The organism is Devosia sp. 2618, assembly GCF_040546815.1.
Classification (GTDB): Bacteria; Pseudomonadota; Alphaproteobacteria; order Rhizobiales; family Devosiaceae; genus Devosia.
Window position 1 is genome coordinate 704,345 of the sequence record NZ_JBEPOO010000001.1, and the last position, 15,441, is coordinate 719,785.

Sequence of the window (15,441 nt, forward strand, 5' to 3'; positions counted from 1 at the left end):
CGATGCGCTCGGAAGATGTTCTCGCTCGGCTATCGGCTCACAAGCCTGCCCGCAAGGGCGCATCCGAAGCCGAGATGGCCGCTGAAATCTCCAAGCGGCAGATGATCGCCAAGCTGGCGGCTGGCGTCAAGAAAACCGAAGAAGCGAAAGGACTGCGGGCATGACCCTTCACCAATGGGCCATAGCCGAGCTCGAAACCCGTCGCTGGGAACTCTCGACCCCTGACATGCACGTTGCGCGCCGCAAGCGCCGCCAAGCCATGGGTTTGAGCAAGCGGGAAGCTGACCAGCTTGTTGCCGACGCTGAAATTGACCGGAGGATAGCCGCGTGACCCCATCCCCCCACACAGAAGCAGGGAAGGGCGGATACATGCCCGAAGAACATTTCCTGCCGCACTTTCGAGCCGTCAACATGCTCGCCCCGGCTTCATGGCGGTTTATCCTGTCCCTGGTCGCGCTCAAGCATGGCGTCATGCAGCGCGACATTCTCGGGACGCACAGAGACAGAGCCCTCGTCGCTGCCAGGCATGAGGCGATGGCGGCCACCTATCGCCACACCCAGATGAGTATGCCCAATGTTGGCCGCCACTTTAACCGCGACCACACGACTGTCCTTCACGCGCTCAAGAAACTCGGCGCGCGAACAAAGCTTGTTGAGCGGCCGATCACAGTAAAACCGCAGGCTGCAGTCAGCCCATTCTCCCGGCCGAACGCCTACAGACGGCACGGTGCGAATGGTCGCTTCATGCCGAAGCCGAAGGCGACCACAGCGCTCCAACGGGCTGTGACGCGTGCTTATCAGCACAACATTCCGCCTTCGATCGTCGCCGAGGAATACGGCTGCAATCCGCTGTCAGTGAAGGTCATCGCCCATCATCTAGGCCTCAAGCGCTCAGATTATCGGCAAAAGTCAAAATACGGTCGAGAGGCGGCAGTGTTATGAGCCGTCCCTGGTATCGCCGGTTCCCGGATAACTTCATCGCTGGCACAGTAGGCCTCACGCTCGAAGAGAAGGGCGCCTACAGCCTTGTTCTCGATCTGATGTATGTGCGCGGCGGCCCAGTCCCAGACGAGCCACGGTACATCGCTGGCGTCTGCAATTGCTCTGTTCGGAAGTGGAATGCGATCCGGGAAAAGCTGATCGGCCTCGGCAAAATCCATGTCGTTGACGGATACCTCACGAACGAACGCGCCGAAAAAGAGATCGAAAACGCCGCGAAAGACGCTCAAGAACGCGCTGAAAACGGCTCGAAAGGCGGAAATAAAACCGCTGAAAATCGGACAAACACCAATAAATTCAATGGTACGCGTCCAGCGTCGGTGCAGCCTACGCGCGCCACTCAAAATCAACATCAAATAAAGAAAGAGGGAAATTTGGTTTTGGTAGGGGGTGAAGAAGCCCCGACCATTTTGCTCGACCGAATTCGAGACGAAGACCTCTTCAAAGCCTGCGAGGCCATCAACGGTAACGTGAAGGTTTACCTCCAGCGCTTCCCGTTCCCTCGCGAAGTCGTGGCACAGGCCAAGGCCGGTCTTGGGGAGCATGCGGCATGAGCCCGATCTGCAACGAGCATGGCGTCTATCAGGCCCAAGAGCGACTTGAGCTTCCACGCCCGGTCAAGGGCTGGAAGGGCGGCCCGATTGCCGAAATCGATCTGGCCTTCATCGGCCCGCACTGGATCTGGGCGACGGGCTTTCAGCTCTGGGGCGCTGACTGCTGGGGCGCGTGCTCGCCGCTTTGCGACCGTGACAGCTATCGGGCCAGCAGCCGCGAAGCTGCCATCGACGCTGCGTCGGCCTATCTGCGCCGGAAGGTCGGCCCACGCGCCGGGGAGTGTCGGGATGCAGCCGCCATCATTGGCTGGCTCGATACGCTTGTTCCTGACCAGCTCGACCTATTCGGGGCCGCCGCATGATCGTCCCTCTCTCCTCCCAGATTTCCTACATGGAGCGCCACCGGGACAAGGGCAGGGAACTCCTCAAGACCAAGCCAGAGACACAAGCCGCCGTCGATATAGCCGAGGGGATCATTCTGACCCTCACAGCGTACGCAGCATTTGAAACCGAGATCCGCCAGCAGGCGCAGGAAAGGAACACGAGATGAGCCATTGGATCACTGACAAGCTGCCATGGCGGGCCATTGTCCCTCAGCGTGGCTACTTTCGTGTTCGGCGCATTGCTGCTGCCTGCCCGGAAATTCGGGGAGAGCTTAATCGTGCTTCGTTCTGGCGTGGCGCAAGAGCATCACTGGCGGTCCCTGTTCTCATCCCGCTCGTGCCGGTTGCCATTCTGCACTTGGCTTTCGCTTGGCTGGCCCGCTGGACAGAGGACGGCATTGATTGGGCTCGGGACAAGTTGCCCGACTTCAGTGGTCGCATCGATGATGCTGTCTGCGCCGCCCACGCGAAGTTGTCCATCGAAGAAATTCGAGAGCGGATTGGCGAGCCAGTGGCGCGCATCCTCAGCAAGAAACCCTCCGTTCCCCACTCCCCAGCCAAGAAGGATAGGGCAGGAAGATGAGCAAGACATTCGCAATAGCCGATCTGCACGGTCGATTTGACCTGATGGAGAAGGCGCTCACTCGCATTGAGGAAAGCTATCACAGCGGCGGGAAGGTCGTGTTCCTCGGTGACTATGTGGATCGCGGCCCCGCCAGCAAGCAGGTTGTTGACCGCCTCATTGCAGGCCCTCCGCAGGGCTGGGAATGGGTGACGCTCAAGGGCAACCACGAAGACATGATGGTCGCCTGCCATAGCGGCCCTGACCGTGGTTGGTGGCTTAACAATGGCGGCGACGCGACACTGGAAAGCTACGGTGGGACAGTGCCAGCGGCGCACCTCGAATGGGCGCAGCGTCTTCCCATGATCCATGCTGACAAGCATCGGGTGTTTGTCCACGCGGCCATCGATCCAACCAAGCCGCTCGACGGCCAAAGCGAGACGATGTTGCTTTGGACCAGATACCCGGAGAACGCGGATATCACCTATCCCGGCTTGCATATCGTCCACGGCCACACGCCGCACAGGGGCGGGCCGGAACTCTACGCGGGGCGAACCAATCTCGATACCGGCGCCGTTTTCACAGGCCGCCTCGTCGTGGCTGTTTTCGATGATGACAGGGCAGGCGGCCCGGTCAGCTTCATCGATGTCACGGCCTAACCACCACCACCGACTAATACAGATAGACCAGAAGGGGCAGATAGATGGGCAAACGGGTTTACGAGGATGACGAGTATCACTGGTACGCGCTCGATGTGGTTCGCCAGAAGGAATACGTCGCCGGCCACATTCTCAACCGCATGGGCTGCGTGACCTTCATCCCGACCGAAAGCCGCTTCCGCAAGAAGACGCGCTACAGCAAGGGCAAGATGGAAGTGGCGCATGCCTCCATACCAGGAACGATCTTCGTGGGCTTTCCGGAGGCTCCAAACTGGTTCCGCGTCATGGCGCTGCATGTGGTCAACGGCGTCCTATCTGTCGACCATCGTCCGCGCCGCATCGACACGGCCAGCCGGGAATGGATCAAGTATCGAGGCTATCAGACAGACGGGCACCTGACGGTTGAGCGCCACAAGGTCATGGTGAAGGTCAATGGCGAGCAGGTCGAGGTGGAACGCTCCGTGCCGCTGATCTCAATGCAGGGCAGGGGCGTTATCCGGTCGAGCATGCTGCTCAAGAGCGAGGCATCTTCAAACCGCCCCATGGTCATCACTGTGTCGGGTGAGCGTGCCAAGAAATTGCAGGGTTTGCTCGATTGGTCGAATAAAGTGGGCATGAACCATGTGGAAGCCGCCTAATCTTCTTGCATTTCGACGCAAATCACGGCACGTTCATTGCAGGATGACCATGCGATCCGTCGCCAGCCATTGAGCCGAGGCGCGGCAGGCCCAGATACCAACTAGGTATCGTATGGTTTTTGCACCCAAAATTCAGAGGTCGCTATCGGGAACTCTCGATGGCAACGTGCGAGGCGCCTATCCTCGAAGTCGTCGGTTGCAAACGGCGCATGCCGGGAGGGTGACATCTATCCTGTCCCGGCCCAATTCCCCCAATAGGGGCATACAGTTTGAGGCGGCGGCTTCGGGCCGACACAAGCACCGGACGTGTGCGGTAAGTGGGGAATTCGTCGCCCGCCGGAAACCAGACCGGCCCGCCTCAATCTCTCCCAGCAGGTAAGTGCATTGGAGCGCAGCGTGTTCCGGGTCACAGAAGATTTCGCAGATCTTGACGACGTGTGGATAGAGGAAGGGACGCTGGCAGATCAGCTCCTGGATCGCGGCGGCAATGAGGACAGCGGGTTCTACAACCTGATCCGCGACGGCGCGGTCATTGCTGTCACTGACTATCCGCCGCCTGTTGAGCGATACGGCTCCCCCGGCCTGCTGTGACCATACCCAGTTTGAGGCTTCCAGCCACGCGCCCCTACACAGGATGTTGGCGGGTCGCCTCAATCCCCATCGAGCGCGGCGGTACACCATTCCCGGTCCCGTAGCAAATGATCGCCCGCTCGAAGCCATCCGCGAGGGTATGAATCGTTATGCCGAAAACGGGCAGGGAATCACCCGCAAAGCCCCGGAAATGCTGGGGTTTCAGGGTGTGAATCGTCTTAGAGGAAATCACCTGATGCAGGGTGCCAGTTTGGCCGTTTGAGCACCGCCTCAAGGTGTTGATTGCACAGCGAAAATTGGGCCTGAGTCAGCATTTCGGCACCACCCTTTCAGCCCCTCCCTAACCGTTGGGGCTTTTGCATTGGAGAGACAGCATGAAGCTCTGGCTATTGCTCGTTGCGTTCGGTGACATCGGCGCAACATGGGGGCCGCTACCTTACGACATGGCCGCTTGCCATAGCCGCGCCGCTGAGATGATCGCCGAGATCCATGCAGGAATGGCAGCAAATCCACATGTCCGGCTCGATGGCGCGGTCATCATGCCCGCAGACATCAACGCCTACTGCGTCGAAGCCGAAGATCGCCCCGAACTAGGCTCTGCATTCCAACCCTAACCCCATTCCCCAGCCCTTGGCATAACAGCCAGGGATAGGAGTTGTATGGCCGACAAGCGCAAGCCCCTCCGCACACTCAAGCCCCGTCTCTCAGCTATCGCGCCGAGACTGAAAAGCCCCCGAGAGATCAGGGACAAGCGCTACAGCCCAGATGCCACAGTACGAGGCTGGTACAAGTCAGCCAGGTGGCAGGCCCTACGCCAAGAGGTGTTGGCCCGCGATCTCTACACATGCCAGCAGACAGGCGTGATCCTGTTGGGCAGTACCAATACACCTGACAGCCCGGTGGTTGATCACATCAAGCAGCACCATGGCGATCCCGAGTTGTTTTGGGACGTCAACAATCTGCAGGCAGTCACCAAGGCTTGGCATGACAGCGAGAAGCAGAGGCAGGAGCGCCGGCAGCGGTAGCCACCAGCGCCAACTGTTGTTAGCGAACACCCCGGTAGGCGACAAAGCCTAATGAGGCACACAGTTCGCATGCATGGGTCGCCGCCGTATCCCAGCTAGGCAGGTAGGCGACAATGCGACCATCCTCGGCCACGTAATAGCGGGGCGCTTTACCTTCCGCCCGTATGCTTCCTATTTCGATCAGTTTCATCGTTTTGCCTTTCATCATTGACGAACGGGATAAACCTGCGCGCCGAATGGTTGGGACACCAAACGAGGGTCCGGGGGGGGTATCGGAAAGTCTGGAAAGGCCTCGCCGCCCGGACCCACGACGCCCCCACGTAGAGATTTTTTTGCTGGCTGCAAAATCGCCAGTGCGTACCAAGGCTAAAACCCCTCATGACCGACGCTAACAAGACCGTCGACTGGGCGGGGATTGAACGCGACTATTGCACCACAACCCGCAGTATCCGGGAGATTGCCGGCTGGTTCTCCATCTCAGAAGGCGCCATCCGCAAGCGGGCCAAGGCAAAGGGATGGGTACGCAGTAAATCGGTCAAAGGTACGCAGCAGAACGCGGGTGCGTACCACGGCGAAGTATTGCCGCCTGCGCGCACTGAAATCACGAAAGTCGAAGAGGTCATCGGGCGCGGTCGAAACCTCGCTGATCGGTTGCTCGATGAACTGGCCGCTGAGACGCTCCATCACGGCGAACTCGAAACGATCATCGAGATGTCCGAAGAGGACCCCGCACGCCAGCAGGCGCTGAAACAAGCTGTGAGCTTGCCGACCCGCGCCAAGACGCTGCAGACGATCGCGTTGGCGCTCAAGACGATGGGCGAGACGGCAAGCGAAGCGCCGAAGGGCAAAAAGGCGGCACAGAAGAGCGCGGCCGAGGCGTCGACGTCGCCGGGCGGCAAGTTTGCGCCGCGTCCGGGCCCGCCTCAACTATCGGTTGTAGGTAAATGACGCCGGAGTGGACGACAGCTTGTCCTGACTGGGAGAAACGGATTGTCGCCCAGCGGTCGCTGATCCCGTTTCGCCCTTTGTTTCAGTCCGAAGCCGACTATGCCCTAGGCGTGTTCAAGGCGCTCAAGGTGGTGGATCTGCCTGGGCAGCCGACATTCGGCGAAGTCAGCGACCAGTGGGTGTTCGATTTCGTCGCCGCGATCTTCGGCTCATACGACGCGGAGACCGGCAAGCAGCTTGTGACTGAGTTTTTCCTGCTGATCAGCAAGAAGAACACGAAGTCGACCATTGCGGCGGCCATCATGCTTACGGCGCTGATCGTCAACTGGCGACACAACGAAGAATTGCTGATCCTGGCGCCGACGATCGAGGTTGCGCAGAACAGTTACAAGCCAGCCGCCGCGATGGTGCGTGCCGATCCAGAGTTGGACGCGAACGCGGGTGAGGGCGGGTTCCTCACGGTGCAGGACCATATTCGGACCATCAAGCACCTGGGCAATGACGCCGTGCTCAAGGTCGTAGCGGCTGACACCGACACCGTGTCGGGCAAGAAGTCAGGTCGCATCCTGATTGACGAGCTTTGGGTGTTTGGGAAACGAGCCGGTGCCGATGCCATGCTGCGTGAAGCGACTGGCGGGCTGGTGTCGCGGCCGGAAGGCTTCATCATCTCGCTCTCGACGCAGAGCGATGAGCCGCCAGCTGGGGTGTTCAAGGCGAAACTGGACTATGCACGCCAGGTGCGGGACGGCCAGATCGTCAATCGCAAGTTTTTGCCGGTGCTCTACGAGTTCCCGGACAAGATGGTCGAGGCCAAGGCCTATGAGGAACCGGCCAACTTCTATGTGACCAACCCGAACATGGGGCGGTCCGTCAGCCAAGAGTGGCTGGAAGAGGAGATGATCAAGGAGCTTTCGGGCGACAAGACCACGCTCGCGACCTTCCTGGCCAAGCACCTCAATGTCGAAATCGGCATGAACCTGCGGTCAAACCGTTGGGCGGGTGCCGACCACTGGACAGAAGCCGAAGATACCGAGCTTGCCGGTCTACCTCACTACGAGGCCCTTGATCGACTGATCGAGCGCAGTGAAGTGGTTGTCGTGGGAATCGACGGCGGCGGCTTGGACGATTTGTTTGGCCTCAATATCCTCGGCCGAGAGCCGGGCGAAATCGAGGTTCGGGTCGAGATCGATGGCGTGCCCGTTACTCGAAAGATGAAGCGCTGGCTCTCGTGGTCCCATGCATGGTGCCACAAGGGTGTGCTGACACGTCGAGCGAAGATCGCCACGACCCTGCAGCGCATCCAGGTGGCGGGAGAACTGACCATCTTGGATGATCCGCTCGGCGACGTCGCAACGATCATCGAGCACATCAGCCGCATCCAGACCATGGGCTTGCTGGGCGGCGTGGCCGTCGACGCCTCCGGTCTCGGCGAAATGGAAGATGCACTCGATGAAATCGGGGTCACGCAAGAGGCCGGGCTTCTCGTCGCGGCACCGCAAGGCGGCTGGATGATGAGCAGCATCAAGGGTGCCGAGCGTCGGCTAGCCTCCGGTCTGCTGAAGCATTCCGGCGGCCCGCTGATGAACTGGTGCGTACCGAACTTGAAGATTGAGCCGACGGCGACCGGCATCCGGGCGACGAAACAAACTGCCGGCGATGCAAAGATTGATCCGGCAATGGCGATGTTTAATGCCGTGGCGCTGATGTCACGGAACCCGGCAGCGCAAGGCGCAGGCCTGAATGACTACCTGAAGAGCCTGACGGGGGCAGCATGAACCGATTTAAGGCTGCGCTGCTCACACTGATTAAGGGGCCGATCTCAATCCGAGATCCTGCGCACTGGCGCAACAGCGACAGCGACACGATTACCGGCGTGGCGATGACGGAGAGCGCTGTCCTTGGCCTCTCGACGGCCTGGGCTTGCGTAAATCTTCTCGTTGGCACGCAGGCATCCCTGCCGGTGATGGTCTATCGCACAGCAAACGATGGTTCCCGCGAGGTCGCCAAGGATCATCCGCTCTATCGGGTGCTGCATGACAGCCCGAACAGCCAGCAAACGGCCCTCGATTTCTGGGAGTTCGTCTGTGCCAGCCTTGAGCTGCGCGGCAATGGCTTTGCCCGCAAGGTCAAAAGCCAAGGCAAAGTGGTTGGGTTGGTGCCGATTTATCCCGACACCATGTCGGTTCGGCAGCTGTCCGGTGGCCGCATCGGCTATCGCTGGACGGTCGACGGCAAGTCTTGGGATGAAACCGACGAAACGGTGCTGCACATTCGCGGCTTCGGCGGCAACCCGCTCGGCGGACTGTCGACGCTGGAATATGGCCGCAAGACCTTTGACCTAGCCACTGGCATCAACGCGGCGGCCACCAAGACATTCAAAAATGGCATGCTCCCAAGCATTGTCATATCGTTCAAGGAATTCCTGACCGGCACGCAGCGCGCCGACGTCGAGCGAGCCCTTGAGGAGAAGTTCCTCGGTGCCATGAACGCCGGTCGACCCTTCATCGCCGAGGGCGGGCAGACCGTTTCGACGCTATCGCTCAACCCTGAAGACGCCCAAATGCTGGAATCTCGGGCGTTTTCGGTCGAGGAAATCTGCCGGCTGTTCGGCGTCCCGCCCCATATGGTTGGGCATACCGAAAAGTCGACCAGCTGGGGCACCGGCATCGAGCAGCAGACGCTCGGTTTCGTGAAATTCTCGCTCCGCCGCCGGCTGAAGCGCATCGAACAGGCGCTGATGAAGCAGTTGCTGACGCCTGACGATCTGGCGCGCGGTATCACCATTGAATTCAATCTGGAAGGCCTGTTGCGAGGTGACAGCGCGGGCTGGTCCAAGTTTTACGAATCCGGCCTTCGAAACGGCTGGATGACCATCAACGAAGTTCGTTCTCTCGAGAACATGCCGCCGGTTGATGGCGGCGAGGTGCCGCGTATGCAGATGCAGAACGTCCCGATCACCGAGGCTGGGCAACTGGAGGCAGAAAATGCTGTTTAAAGACGCTGGTTTCAGCAATCCTCACTCGGCGCCGGTCTTGGAGATCAAGGCGCTCAAGGACAACGGCGAGTTTGAGGGTTACGGTTCGACATTCGGCGGGGAGCCCGACAGTTATGGCGACGTCATTGCAGCTGGCGCCTTCGCCGAGAGCCTGACGGCCCACAAGGCGGCCGGCACGATGCCCAAGATGTTCTGGCAGCACAACCGGGACGAGCCGATTGGCAAGTGGACCGAGGCCGACGAGGACGCCAAGGGACTATTCCTGCGCGGGCGGCTCAACATGGACGTGCAGCGCGCCCGTGAAGCGCACGCGCTGCTCAAAAATGGCGATATCGACGGCCTCTCGATCGGCTATCGCATCAAGGAATACAAGGTCGACACTGACACCGGCGTCTGGACGCTGGAAAAGCTAGACCTGAAGGAAGTTTCGGTGGTCAGCATCGGCGCGAACGAAAACGCGACGATCACGAGCGTCAAGGCGCTCAAAGCTGCCCACCAGTTGACCGATAAGCTCAAGGCCGGGGACCGGCTGACTGAGCGCGAATTCGAGACCTGGCTCAAGGGTTTGGGCTTCTCGAATTCGGAGGCAGAGCGTGCCGCGCGCGTCTGTCTTAAGGGGCAGGGGGAACCTGCCGTGGCGGCTGACAACGGGACCGCATTCCTACGGGCTCTTTTGAGCGCCTAGCGCGGGCCAAATTCCCAACATAGCCAAACGGAGAACCCCTATGGCCGACGAAAAGACCGCCGAGCAACTTGCCGGCGAAGTGAAGAACGCATTCCAGCAGTCGCTGGACAAGGTGAAGGAAATCGCGGAGACCGCGCTTGGCGAAGCCAAGAAATCCGGCGAGATCAGCACCGCCATCAAGGATCAGGCCGACGAGGCGCTGATCAAGATGAACGGCCTGAACGAGCAGCTTTCTCAGCTCGAACAGCGTGTTGCTGAAGGTGCTGGTGGCGGCGTCGAACGTGCCAAGTCCTTCGGTGAGCAGTTCGCCGAAGACGAGAAGGTGAAGGCCTTCATGGCGCAGGCAAACCCGCGTGGTCGCATCGACTTCCAGGCCAAGGCAACGCTGACCAGCCTAACCACTGACGCGGCCGGCTCTGTTGGCGACGCCGTTCGTCCTACCCGTCTCGCTGGCATTCTGGAAATTCCCCAGCGCCGTATGACCGTGCGTGACCTCATCTCGCCCGGCCAGATGGACGGTAGCGCGCTGGAATACGTGCAGGAAACAGGCTTCACGAACAACGCGGGTATGGTTGCTGAAGGCGCCGCCAAGGCCGGTTCCGATATCAAGCTGGATCTGAAGTCGACCTCGGCCAAGGTTATCGCCCACTGGATGAAGGCTTCCCGCCAGGTCCTGAGCGATATTCCGCAGCTGCGCTCGATCATCGACCAGCGCCTTCTGTTCGGCCTCGCGTTCAAGGAAGAAGGCCAATTGCTCAACGGCGACGGCACCGGCCAGAACCTGCTGGGCATCATCCCGCAGGCAACCGCCTTCGCCGCTCCGATCACCTTGACCAGTCCGACCAGCATCGACCTGATGCGCTTGGCCATGCTGCAAGCCGCCCTGGCAGAATACCCCGCTACTGGCCACGTGATGAACCCAATCGATTGGGCATGGATCGAAACTCTGAAGGATGCCGGCGGCAACTACATCATCGGCAATCCGCAGGGTTCGATTGCACCGACGCTCTGGGGGCTGCCGGTGGTGACCACGCAGGCGATCGCAGTCGACAAGTTCCTGACCGGGGCGTTCAAGCTCGGCGCGCAGGTATTCGACCGCTGGCAGGCTCGCGTGGAAGTCGCCACCGAGAACGAGGACGACTTCATCAAGAACCTCGTCACCGTCCTCGCCGAAGAACGCCTCGCCCTGGCCGTGTACCGCCCGGAAGCGTTCATCTACGGCGATTTTGGCCGCGTAGCTTAATCGTTCGGTTGATCACGAAAGGCGGGGTTTTGGCTCCGCCTTTTCTATGAACCGAAGGAGGCCATCATGGCAGAGAAAGTCACTTTTAACGTGCTGCGCCGCCATGAAGGCGACCGGCTCTATGACGAGGGCGACACGCGCGAGGCGGTTCCCGCCGACGTTTCCCACCTCGTTACTGGTGGCGTCCTGAAGAAGGCCGAGGCCAAGACGGCCAACAAGGCTGAACCAGCCGTCGCCACCAAGTCGAAGAAGGGCTGAACCATGCGCAGCAAAGCAAGTCACCAGCGCAGTTATGCGGGCTTCCTCGGGGCTCAGGGCGGCCCGCCAGCGGCCCCGGCCAACACCGTAGCGCCGACGATTACCGGCACGGCAACGGTTGGCCAGACACTGACGGCGAACAACGGGACTTGGACCGGGCGTGAAGCTCCCGAGTTCAAATACCAATGGAAGGCCGGCGGGCTTGATATCGCCGGGGCGACCGCAAAGACCTGTCTGCTCAAGGCCGCCGAGGCGACTAAGACGATCACCGTCACTGTGACCGGCAAGAATTGGAAGGGCGAGGCTTCTGCCACCAGTGCCCCGACCGCAGCCGTGGCGGCAGCATAGCCATGGCAGATATTGTCATCCTCACGCTCGGCCCGCTCTGGACGCTGGCCGAAGTCAAAGCCGCCATCCATGTCGATCATGATGACGACGACGCGCTGATCGGGGCTTACATGGCCGCCGCCGAGCGCGCCATGCTTCGCTTTTGCAACATCAACCTGGTGCCGATGGGCCAAGAGGCCGTTTTCAAGGTCGCCGGTTTCCTAACTGTCGGCGCTTTCTATGACGGGCGCAGCGGCGAAAATGCCGATGGACTGCCCGTAGATGCCCGCAAACTCATCTGGCCCTATCGCTGGGTCGCAATCTAGGAGCCTGACCATGACCGAACGCACCGTTCCCCGCCTGAAGTTCAAGAAGGACTTCGATTTCAAGCCGTCCAGCCAGTCGACAGTTGCCTATAGGGCTGGCTGGGAAGGCCCTGTTACTCAGGCCTGCGCCGATGCTGCTGTTAAGGCTGGCGCTGCTGATCTGATCAACGTTGAGAAGTCGAAAGGGCGTAAGGATGGCGACGACGCTGCGGCTTAGCGCCGACGCCTCAGTTATCGAGCAATGGTTAGCGGCGCTTACCGAAGCTCTTGAGGCCTTTCCTGAATTTGGCCATTGCGGCGTCGGCCTTCTTGAAGCCGGAGATCCACTCTTTATTGTCGATATCGACAGTGCTGCCGCATCCGCCGCAGACCATTTTGTCGTGAGTTTTAAGCCAAGCGATGGTCTTGTCGGTCTTGTGACTGCATTTCGGGCAAGTCACCCCGACTTCGGTTTTTTCGAACATGCTCTTTCCTCCCTGAGCGAAGCGAGCATTGCTGAGCGCACGGATGGAGTCGAGTCGGATGGCTGAGAACTTCCGCCGGGCAGGGGCGCTGCGCGAGCGGCTGCATTGCCAGAAGCGCGGCCCTGGCGATGATGGCTGGGGCGGCGTGGTCGACAACGGCAAGGGGCCTTTCGAGAACGCGTTCGCATCGCCCATTTCAGCAGGAATGCGCCCTCGGACTGGTGGCGAGGAAGTAACTGCTGCCCGATTGAGCGGGCAGCAACCCTATATCGTGACAGTCCGGAATACCTCGCGGACGCGCCAGATCACGACCGGCTGGCAACTGGTCGATGCTCGTAACGCTGATCGCGTATTCGCCATCACCTCACCGCCAGCAGACCCTGATGGAAAGAACCAGTGGCTGGAATTCATCGCGGTTGAGGGCAAGGTGTCGTAGTGGCGAAAGTGATCGGGCTCGACCGCCTCAAGCGCAAGCTTGCAGCGCTGCCCAAGCTGGCTGAAGAAGAAATCTCCAAGGCCATGATCCAGAGCGCCGAGGAGATCGTCGCCATGGCGAAGTCTCTGGCGCCGCAGGATAGCGGCGATTTGATCAATTCGATCGGATGGACGTGGGGCGATGCGCCAAAGGGCGCAATGGTTCTCGGCAAGGTGAAATCGAGTGGTCGCGGCGCGGGCAATCTCCAGATCACTGTCTATGCCGGCGGCGGGGACGCGTTCTACGCGCGCTTTGTGGAATTTGGCACTTCGCCCCGCGTGAATGGCGGCCAGTTTGCAGGGTCAAGCCATCCGGGCACTTCCGCGCAGCCGTTCTTTTATCCCTCGTATCGAGCCACCCGGAAGCGGGCAAAAGGCCGCGTCACGCGCGCCATCACAAGATCTGCAAAGCGCGCAGCAGCCGGGGGCTGAAATGGACGCCAGTTTTGAACTGATCCTCGCGGCTATCAACCGGCTGCGGGCGACACCGGCTGTCACGAGCTTGGTTGGAACGCGCATTTACGACCGGGTGCCGGAGAAGACCGATGGCACGCCGAACGTGGCGTTCCCCTACATTTCCATGGGGCCGAGCACATCGATCCCCGATGACTTCGATTGTATGGACGGCGAGGAAATCACCATCCAGTTCGACGTCTGGTCGAGCGGTTCGGGCGAGGCCTTCGGGTCGGTGGAGTGCCGCAAGATCACCGGCGCGATGAAGCGCGCCCTGCACGATGTCGACCTGACGCTCACCACAAACGCTTTGGTCAGCCTGACCCATGAAATGACCCGCACGCTGCGCGATCCAAATCCCGCCATCACCCATGGCGTCATCCAGTTCACCGCCACGGTGGAAACACCCTGATTAACCCGGCCGGGATCGGCCAACCACAGGAGGGCCGCATGGCCAAGCCAATCACCACCAAGGGCGGTCTTATGCGCGTCCTTCTCGGCAATACCGCCGAGCCAGTCGTCTACACCGCGCCGTGCGGCCTCACCTCCAAGTCGCTGACCCTCAGCAAGGGCCTGGAAGAAGTGATGATCCCAGACTGCGACGATCCCACGGCAATCGACTGGGTCGGCCGCGATGCTGTCTCGCTCAGCATGTCGGTGTCTGGTGAGGGCGTTCTCGCCCAGTCCAGCGTCGAAGCATGGCTCGATGCTGTGGAAAGCCCGGACAGCGTTCCGGTCAAGGTCGAGCTTCAGTTCCCGACCACGACCTGGAGCTGGACCGGCTTCATGCACATCGAATCTGCCGAGCTTGGCGCCCCAAGCAACACCGGTCGTGTCACGGGCAACTTCTCGCTGCAGTCCGATGGCGAAATGGTCCGTACGTCTGCGGCCACCACGCCATAATGAGCAGGTCGGGAAAAACGCCGCCCCTTGATTGGGCGGATGGCACCTATGAGTTCGCCCTACGATGGGGCGAGCTGGCCGAACTGCAGGACGTCTGCAACGCAGGCCCATTCGTCATCGTGGCCCGTCTGGCATCCAGCCAGTGGCGCGTCGAAGACGTTTCCACGACAATCCGTCTTGGCTTGATCGGCAGCGGCGTCGAGCCTGCGAAGGCCCTGCAATTGGTCAAGACCTACGTAGAAGGCCGGCCGCAAGACTTGGTGCTGAACGCGTCGTTCGCCCGCGGCATCCTCGAAACGTCGATCATGGGGGCGCCCGATGAGCCCGCGGGGGAGCATCAAGCGGCCCCGGGGACGGTGAGCGGCTAGACGATCTGCCGAATGGCAGATTTCGCATGTCGCGCATCTACGCCGCCGGAGCCGCTATGGGCTGGACCGCTGAGCAGGTCGACCGAACGTCTATGTGGAAGTTCTGGGCGTCGTGGCATGGCTACGTCAAGGCCAACACCCCAGCCCAGCCGGGCAAGCTCAGCGAAGCCGATAAAGACCGTATCTGGGAACAGATGCAGGAAATGGACGGGCCTGAAGGCGAAGCGCACACTCAGACTTATCTCTGGGATGGAACCTTTGTCCCGCAGAACGAGGCGCTCGCTTAGTCGTCTTGCCCTTCGAAGTGTTTGCGCATCAGATAGATCTCACGCGCCACGGCTAGGAGGCCAGCCAAAATAAACGCACTGGCGCCAAAAACGGCGGCGGTGGTTTCTGTCATGGCTGATTTTCCCACAAGTGCGAAAAATAGCGCTGCAGCGACGAGCACACAGATGCCAAGAACGCCGCCGGCGAATGGTTTGTAGTAGGTGGCGAGGGGCAGCGCGACAACCAACACAAGCGCAATGATAGCCAGAATGCTCAACGCGACATCTCCTGTTCATTCCGCTTTGAGCGGACATTTTTG

Annotated in this window: 29 protein-coding genes; 28 read left to right on the forward strand and 1 reads right to left on the reverse strand. The window is 60.4% G+C overall.

Going from position 1 to position 15,441, the window contains the following annotated elements:
- The first annotated feature begins 2 nt into the window (after positions 1–2).
- The 28 genes from ABIE28_RS03435 (at position 3) to ABIE28_RS03570 (ending at position 15,142) form a co-directional block, all read left to right on the forward strand.
- Positions 3–164, forward strand: a complete 162-nt coding sequence (locus tag ABIE28_RS03435; protein WP_354060145.1) for a hypothetical protein — start codon at positions 3–5, stop codon at positions 162–164.
- Positions 161–331, forward strand: coding sequence for a hypothetical protein (locus ABIE28_RS03440; protein ID WP_354060147.1), 171 nt, complete (start codon positions 161–163; stop codon positions 329–331). Before ABIE28_RS03435 ends, ABIE28_RS03440 begins: the two co-directional genes overlap by 4 nt.
- A gap of 38 nt (positions 332–369) precedes the next feature.
- Positions 370–942 carry a helix-turn-helix domain-containing protein gene (locus ABIE28_RS03445; RefSeq protein ID WP_354060148.1) on the forward strand — a complete coding sequence of 191 codons (573 nt, stop codon included), beginning with the start codon at positions 370–372 and terminating at the stop codon, positions 940–942.
- Positions 939–1,553 carry a YdaU family protein gene (locus ABIE28_RS03450; RefSeq protein WP_354060150.1) on the forward strand — a complete coding sequence of 205 codons (615 nt, stop codon included), beginning with the start codon at positions 939–941 and terminating at the stop codon, positions 1,551–1,553. The genes ABIE28_RS03445 and ABIE28_RS03450 overlap by 4 nt, the downstream gene beginning before the upstream one ends.
- Complete coding sequence (locus tag ABIE28_RS03455) at positions 1,550–1,915, forward strand: hypothetical protein (protein ID WP_354060152.1); 366 nt, start codon at positions 1,550–1,552, stop codon at positions 1,913–1,915. Before ABIE28_RS03450 ends, ABIE28_RS03455 begins: the two co-directional genes overlap by 4 nt.
- Positions 1,912–2,103, forward strand: coding sequence for a hypothetical protein (locus ABIE28_RS03460; RefSeq protein WP_354060153.1), 192 nt, complete (start codon positions 1,912–1,914; stop codon positions 2,101–2,103). Before ABIE28_RS03455 ends, ABIE28_RS03460 begins: the two co-directional genes overlap by 4 nt.
- Complete coding sequence (locus tag ABIE28_RS03465; protein ID WP_354060155.1) at positions 2,100–2,519, forward strand: hypothetical protein; 420 nt, start codon at positions 2,100–2,102, stop codon at positions 2,517–2,519. The genes ABIE28_RS03460 and ABIE28_RS03465 overlap by 4 nt, the downstream gene beginning before the upstream one ends.
- The gene (locus ABIE28_RS03470) at positions 2,516–3,157 is read left to right on the forward strand and encodes a metallophosphoesterase family protein (RefSeq protein WP_354060156.1); all 642 of its coding nucleotides are present in this window, start codon (positions 2,516–2,518) and stop codon (positions 3,155–3,157) included. Before ABIE28_RS03465 ends, ABIE28_RS03470 begins: the two co-directional genes overlap by 4 nt.
- 44 nt (positions 3,158–3,201) lie before the next feature.
- The gene (locus ABIE28_RS03475) at positions 3,202–3,795 is read left to right on the forward strand and encodes a transcription termination/antitermination NusG family protein (RefSeq protein ID WP_354060158.1); all 594 of its coding nucleotides are present in this window, start codon (positions 3,202–3,204) and stop codon (positions 3,793–3,795) included.
- Between the two features lie 396 nt (positions 3,796–4,191).
- Positions 4,192–4,386 (forward strand): hypothetical protein, encoded by a 195-nt coding sequence (locus ABIE28_RS03480; protein WP_354060160.1) that lies wholly within the window; start codon positions 4,192–4,194, stop codon positions 4,384–4,386.
- 374 nt (positions 4,387–4,760) lie between these two features.
- Entirely contained in the window at positions 4,761–5,000 is a 240-nt protein-coding gene (locus ABIE28_RS03485) for a hypothetical protein (protein ID WP_354060162.1), read from the forward strand.
- A gap of 45 nt (positions 5,001–5,045) precedes the next feature.
- Positions 5,046–5,411, forward strand: a complete 366-nt coding sequence (locus ABIE28_RS03490; RefSeq protein ID WP_354060164.1) for an HNH endonuclease — start codon at positions 5,046–5,048, stop codon at positions 5,409–5,411.
- A 378-nt stretch (positions 5,412–5,789) separates the two neighbouring features.
- Positions 5,790–6,359: a hypothetical protein gene (locus tag ABIE28_RS03495; protein WP_354060166.1), complete on the forward strand. Its 570-nt coding sequence runs from the start codon at positions 5,790–5,792 to the stop codon at positions 6,357–6,359.
- Positions 6,356–8,134: a terminase large subunit gene (locus ABIE28_RS03500; protein WP_354060168.1), complete on the forward strand. Its 1,779-nt coding sequence runs from the start codon at positions 6,356–6,358 to the stop codon at positions 8,132–8,134. The genes ABIE28_RS03495 and ABIE28_RS03500 overlap by 4 nt, the downstream gene beginning before the upstream one ends.
- Complete coding sequence (locus tag ABIE28_RS03505) at positions 8,131–9,354, forward strand: phage portal protein (RefSeq protein WP_354060170.1); 1,224 nt, start codon at positions 8,131–8,133, stop codon at positions 9,352–9,354. The genes ABIE28_RS03500 and ABIE28_RS03505 overlap by 4 nt, the downstream gene beginning before the upstream one ends.
- Positions 9,344–10,039, forward strand: a complete 696-nt coding sequence (locus tag ABIE28_RS03510; RefSeq protein ID WP_354060171.1) for an HK97 family phage prohead protease — start codon at positions 9,344–9,346, stop codon at positions 10,037–10,039. The genes ABIE28_RS03505 and ABIE28_RS03510 overlap by 11 nt, the downstream gene beginning before the upstream one ends.
- Before the next feature lie 40 nt (positions 10,040–10,079).
- Positions 10,080–11,282, forward strand: coding sequence for a phage major capsid protein (locus ABIE28_RS03515; RefSeq protein ID WP_354060173.1), 1,203 nt, complete (start codon positions 10,080–10,082; stop codon positions 11,280–11,282).
- Between the two features lie 66 nt (positions 11,283–11,348).
- Positions 11,349–11,540: a hypothetical protein gene (locus ABIE28_RS03520; RefSeq protein ID WP_354060175.1), complete on the forward strand. Its 192-nt coding sequence runs from the start codon at positions 11,349–11,351 to the stop codon at positions 11,538–11,540.
- A 3-nt stretch (positions 11,541–11,543) separates the two neighbouring features.
- A complete protein-coding gene (locus ABIE28_RS03525) occupies positions 11,544–11,888 on the forward strand; it encodes a hypothetical protein (RefSeq protein ID WP_354060177.1) in 345 nt (114 codons plus the stop codon).
- A 2-nt stretch (positions 11,889–11,890) separates the two neighbouring features.
- A complete protein-coding gene (locus ABIE28_RS03530; RefSeq protein ID WP_354060179.1) occupies positions 11,891–12,193 on the forward strand; it encodes a head-tail connector protein in 303 nt (100 codons plus the stop codon).
- A gap of 10 nt (positions 12,194–12,203) precedes the next feature.
- Entirely contained in the window at positions 12,204–12,410 is a 207-nt protein-coding gene (locus tag ABIE28_RS03535; RefSeq protein WP_354060181.1) for a hypothetical protein, read from the forward strand.
- Positions 12,388–12,723, forward strand: coding sequence for a hypothetical protein (locus ABIE28_RS03540; RefSeq protein ID WP_354060182.1), 336 nt, complete (start codon positions 12,388–12,390; stop codon positions 12,721–12,723). The genes ABIE28_RS03535 and ABIE28_RS03540 overlap by 23 nt, the downstream gene beginning before the upstream one ends.
- Positions 12,716–13,093 carry a head-tail adaptor protein gene (locus tag ABIE28_RS03545; protein ID WP_354060184.1) on the forward strand — a complete coding sequence of 126 codons (378 nt, stop codon included), beginning with the start codon at positions 12,716–12,718 and terminating at the stop codon, positions 13,091–13,093. The genes ABIE28_RS03540 and ABIE28_RS03545 overlap by 8 nt, the downstream gene beginning before the upstream one ends.
- Positions 13,093–13,563, forward strand: a complete 471-nt coding sequence (locus ABIE28_RS03550) for an HK97-gp10 family putative phage morphogenesis protein (RefSeq protein ID WP_354060186.1) — start codon at positions 13,093–13,095, stop codon at positions 13,561–13,563. The genes ABIE28_RS03545 and ABIE28_RS03550 overlap by 1 nt, the downstream gene beginning before the upstream one ends.
- Position 13,564: 1 nt before the next feature.
- On the forward strand, positions 13,565–13,996 hold the full coding sequence (locus ABIE28_RS03555) for a DUF3168 domain-containing protein (RefSeq protein WP_354060188.1): 432 nt from the start codon (positions 13,565–13,567) through the stop codon (positions 13,994–13,996).
- Positions 13,997–14,034: 38 nt separating this feature from the next.
- Positions 14,035–14,487 carry a phage tail tube protein gene (locus ABIE28_RS03560; RefSeq protein WP_354060190.1) on the forward strand — a complete coding sequence of 151 codons (453 nt, stop codon included), beginning with the start codon at positions 14,035–14,037 and terminating at the stop codon, positions 14,485–14,487.
- Positions 14,487–14,855, forward strand: a complete 369-nt coding sequence (locus ABIE28_RS03565) for a gene transfer agent family protein (RefSeq protein ID WP_354060192.1) — start codon at positions 14,487–14,489, stop codon at positions 14,853–14,855. The genes ABIE28_RS03560 and ABIE28_RS03565 overlap by 1 nt, the downstream gene beginning before the upstream one ends.
- Positions 14,856–14,881: 26 nt before the next feature.
- Complete coding sequence (locus ABIE28_RS03570) at positions 14,882–15,142, forward strand: hypothetical protein (protein ID WP_354060194.1); 261 nt, start codon at positions 14,882–14,884, stop codon at positions 15,140–15,142.
- On the opposite strand, the gene ABIE28_RS03575 is transcribed toward ABIE28_RS03570, so the two are convergent.
- Entirely contained in the window at positions 15,139–15,399 is a 261-nt protein-coding gene (locus tag ABIE28_RS03575) for a hypothetical protein (protein ID WP_354060196.1), read from the reverse strand. The genes ABIE28_RS03570 and ABIE28_RS03575 overlap by 4 nt on opposite strands.
- Positions 15,400–15,441 lie beyond the last annotated feature (42 nt).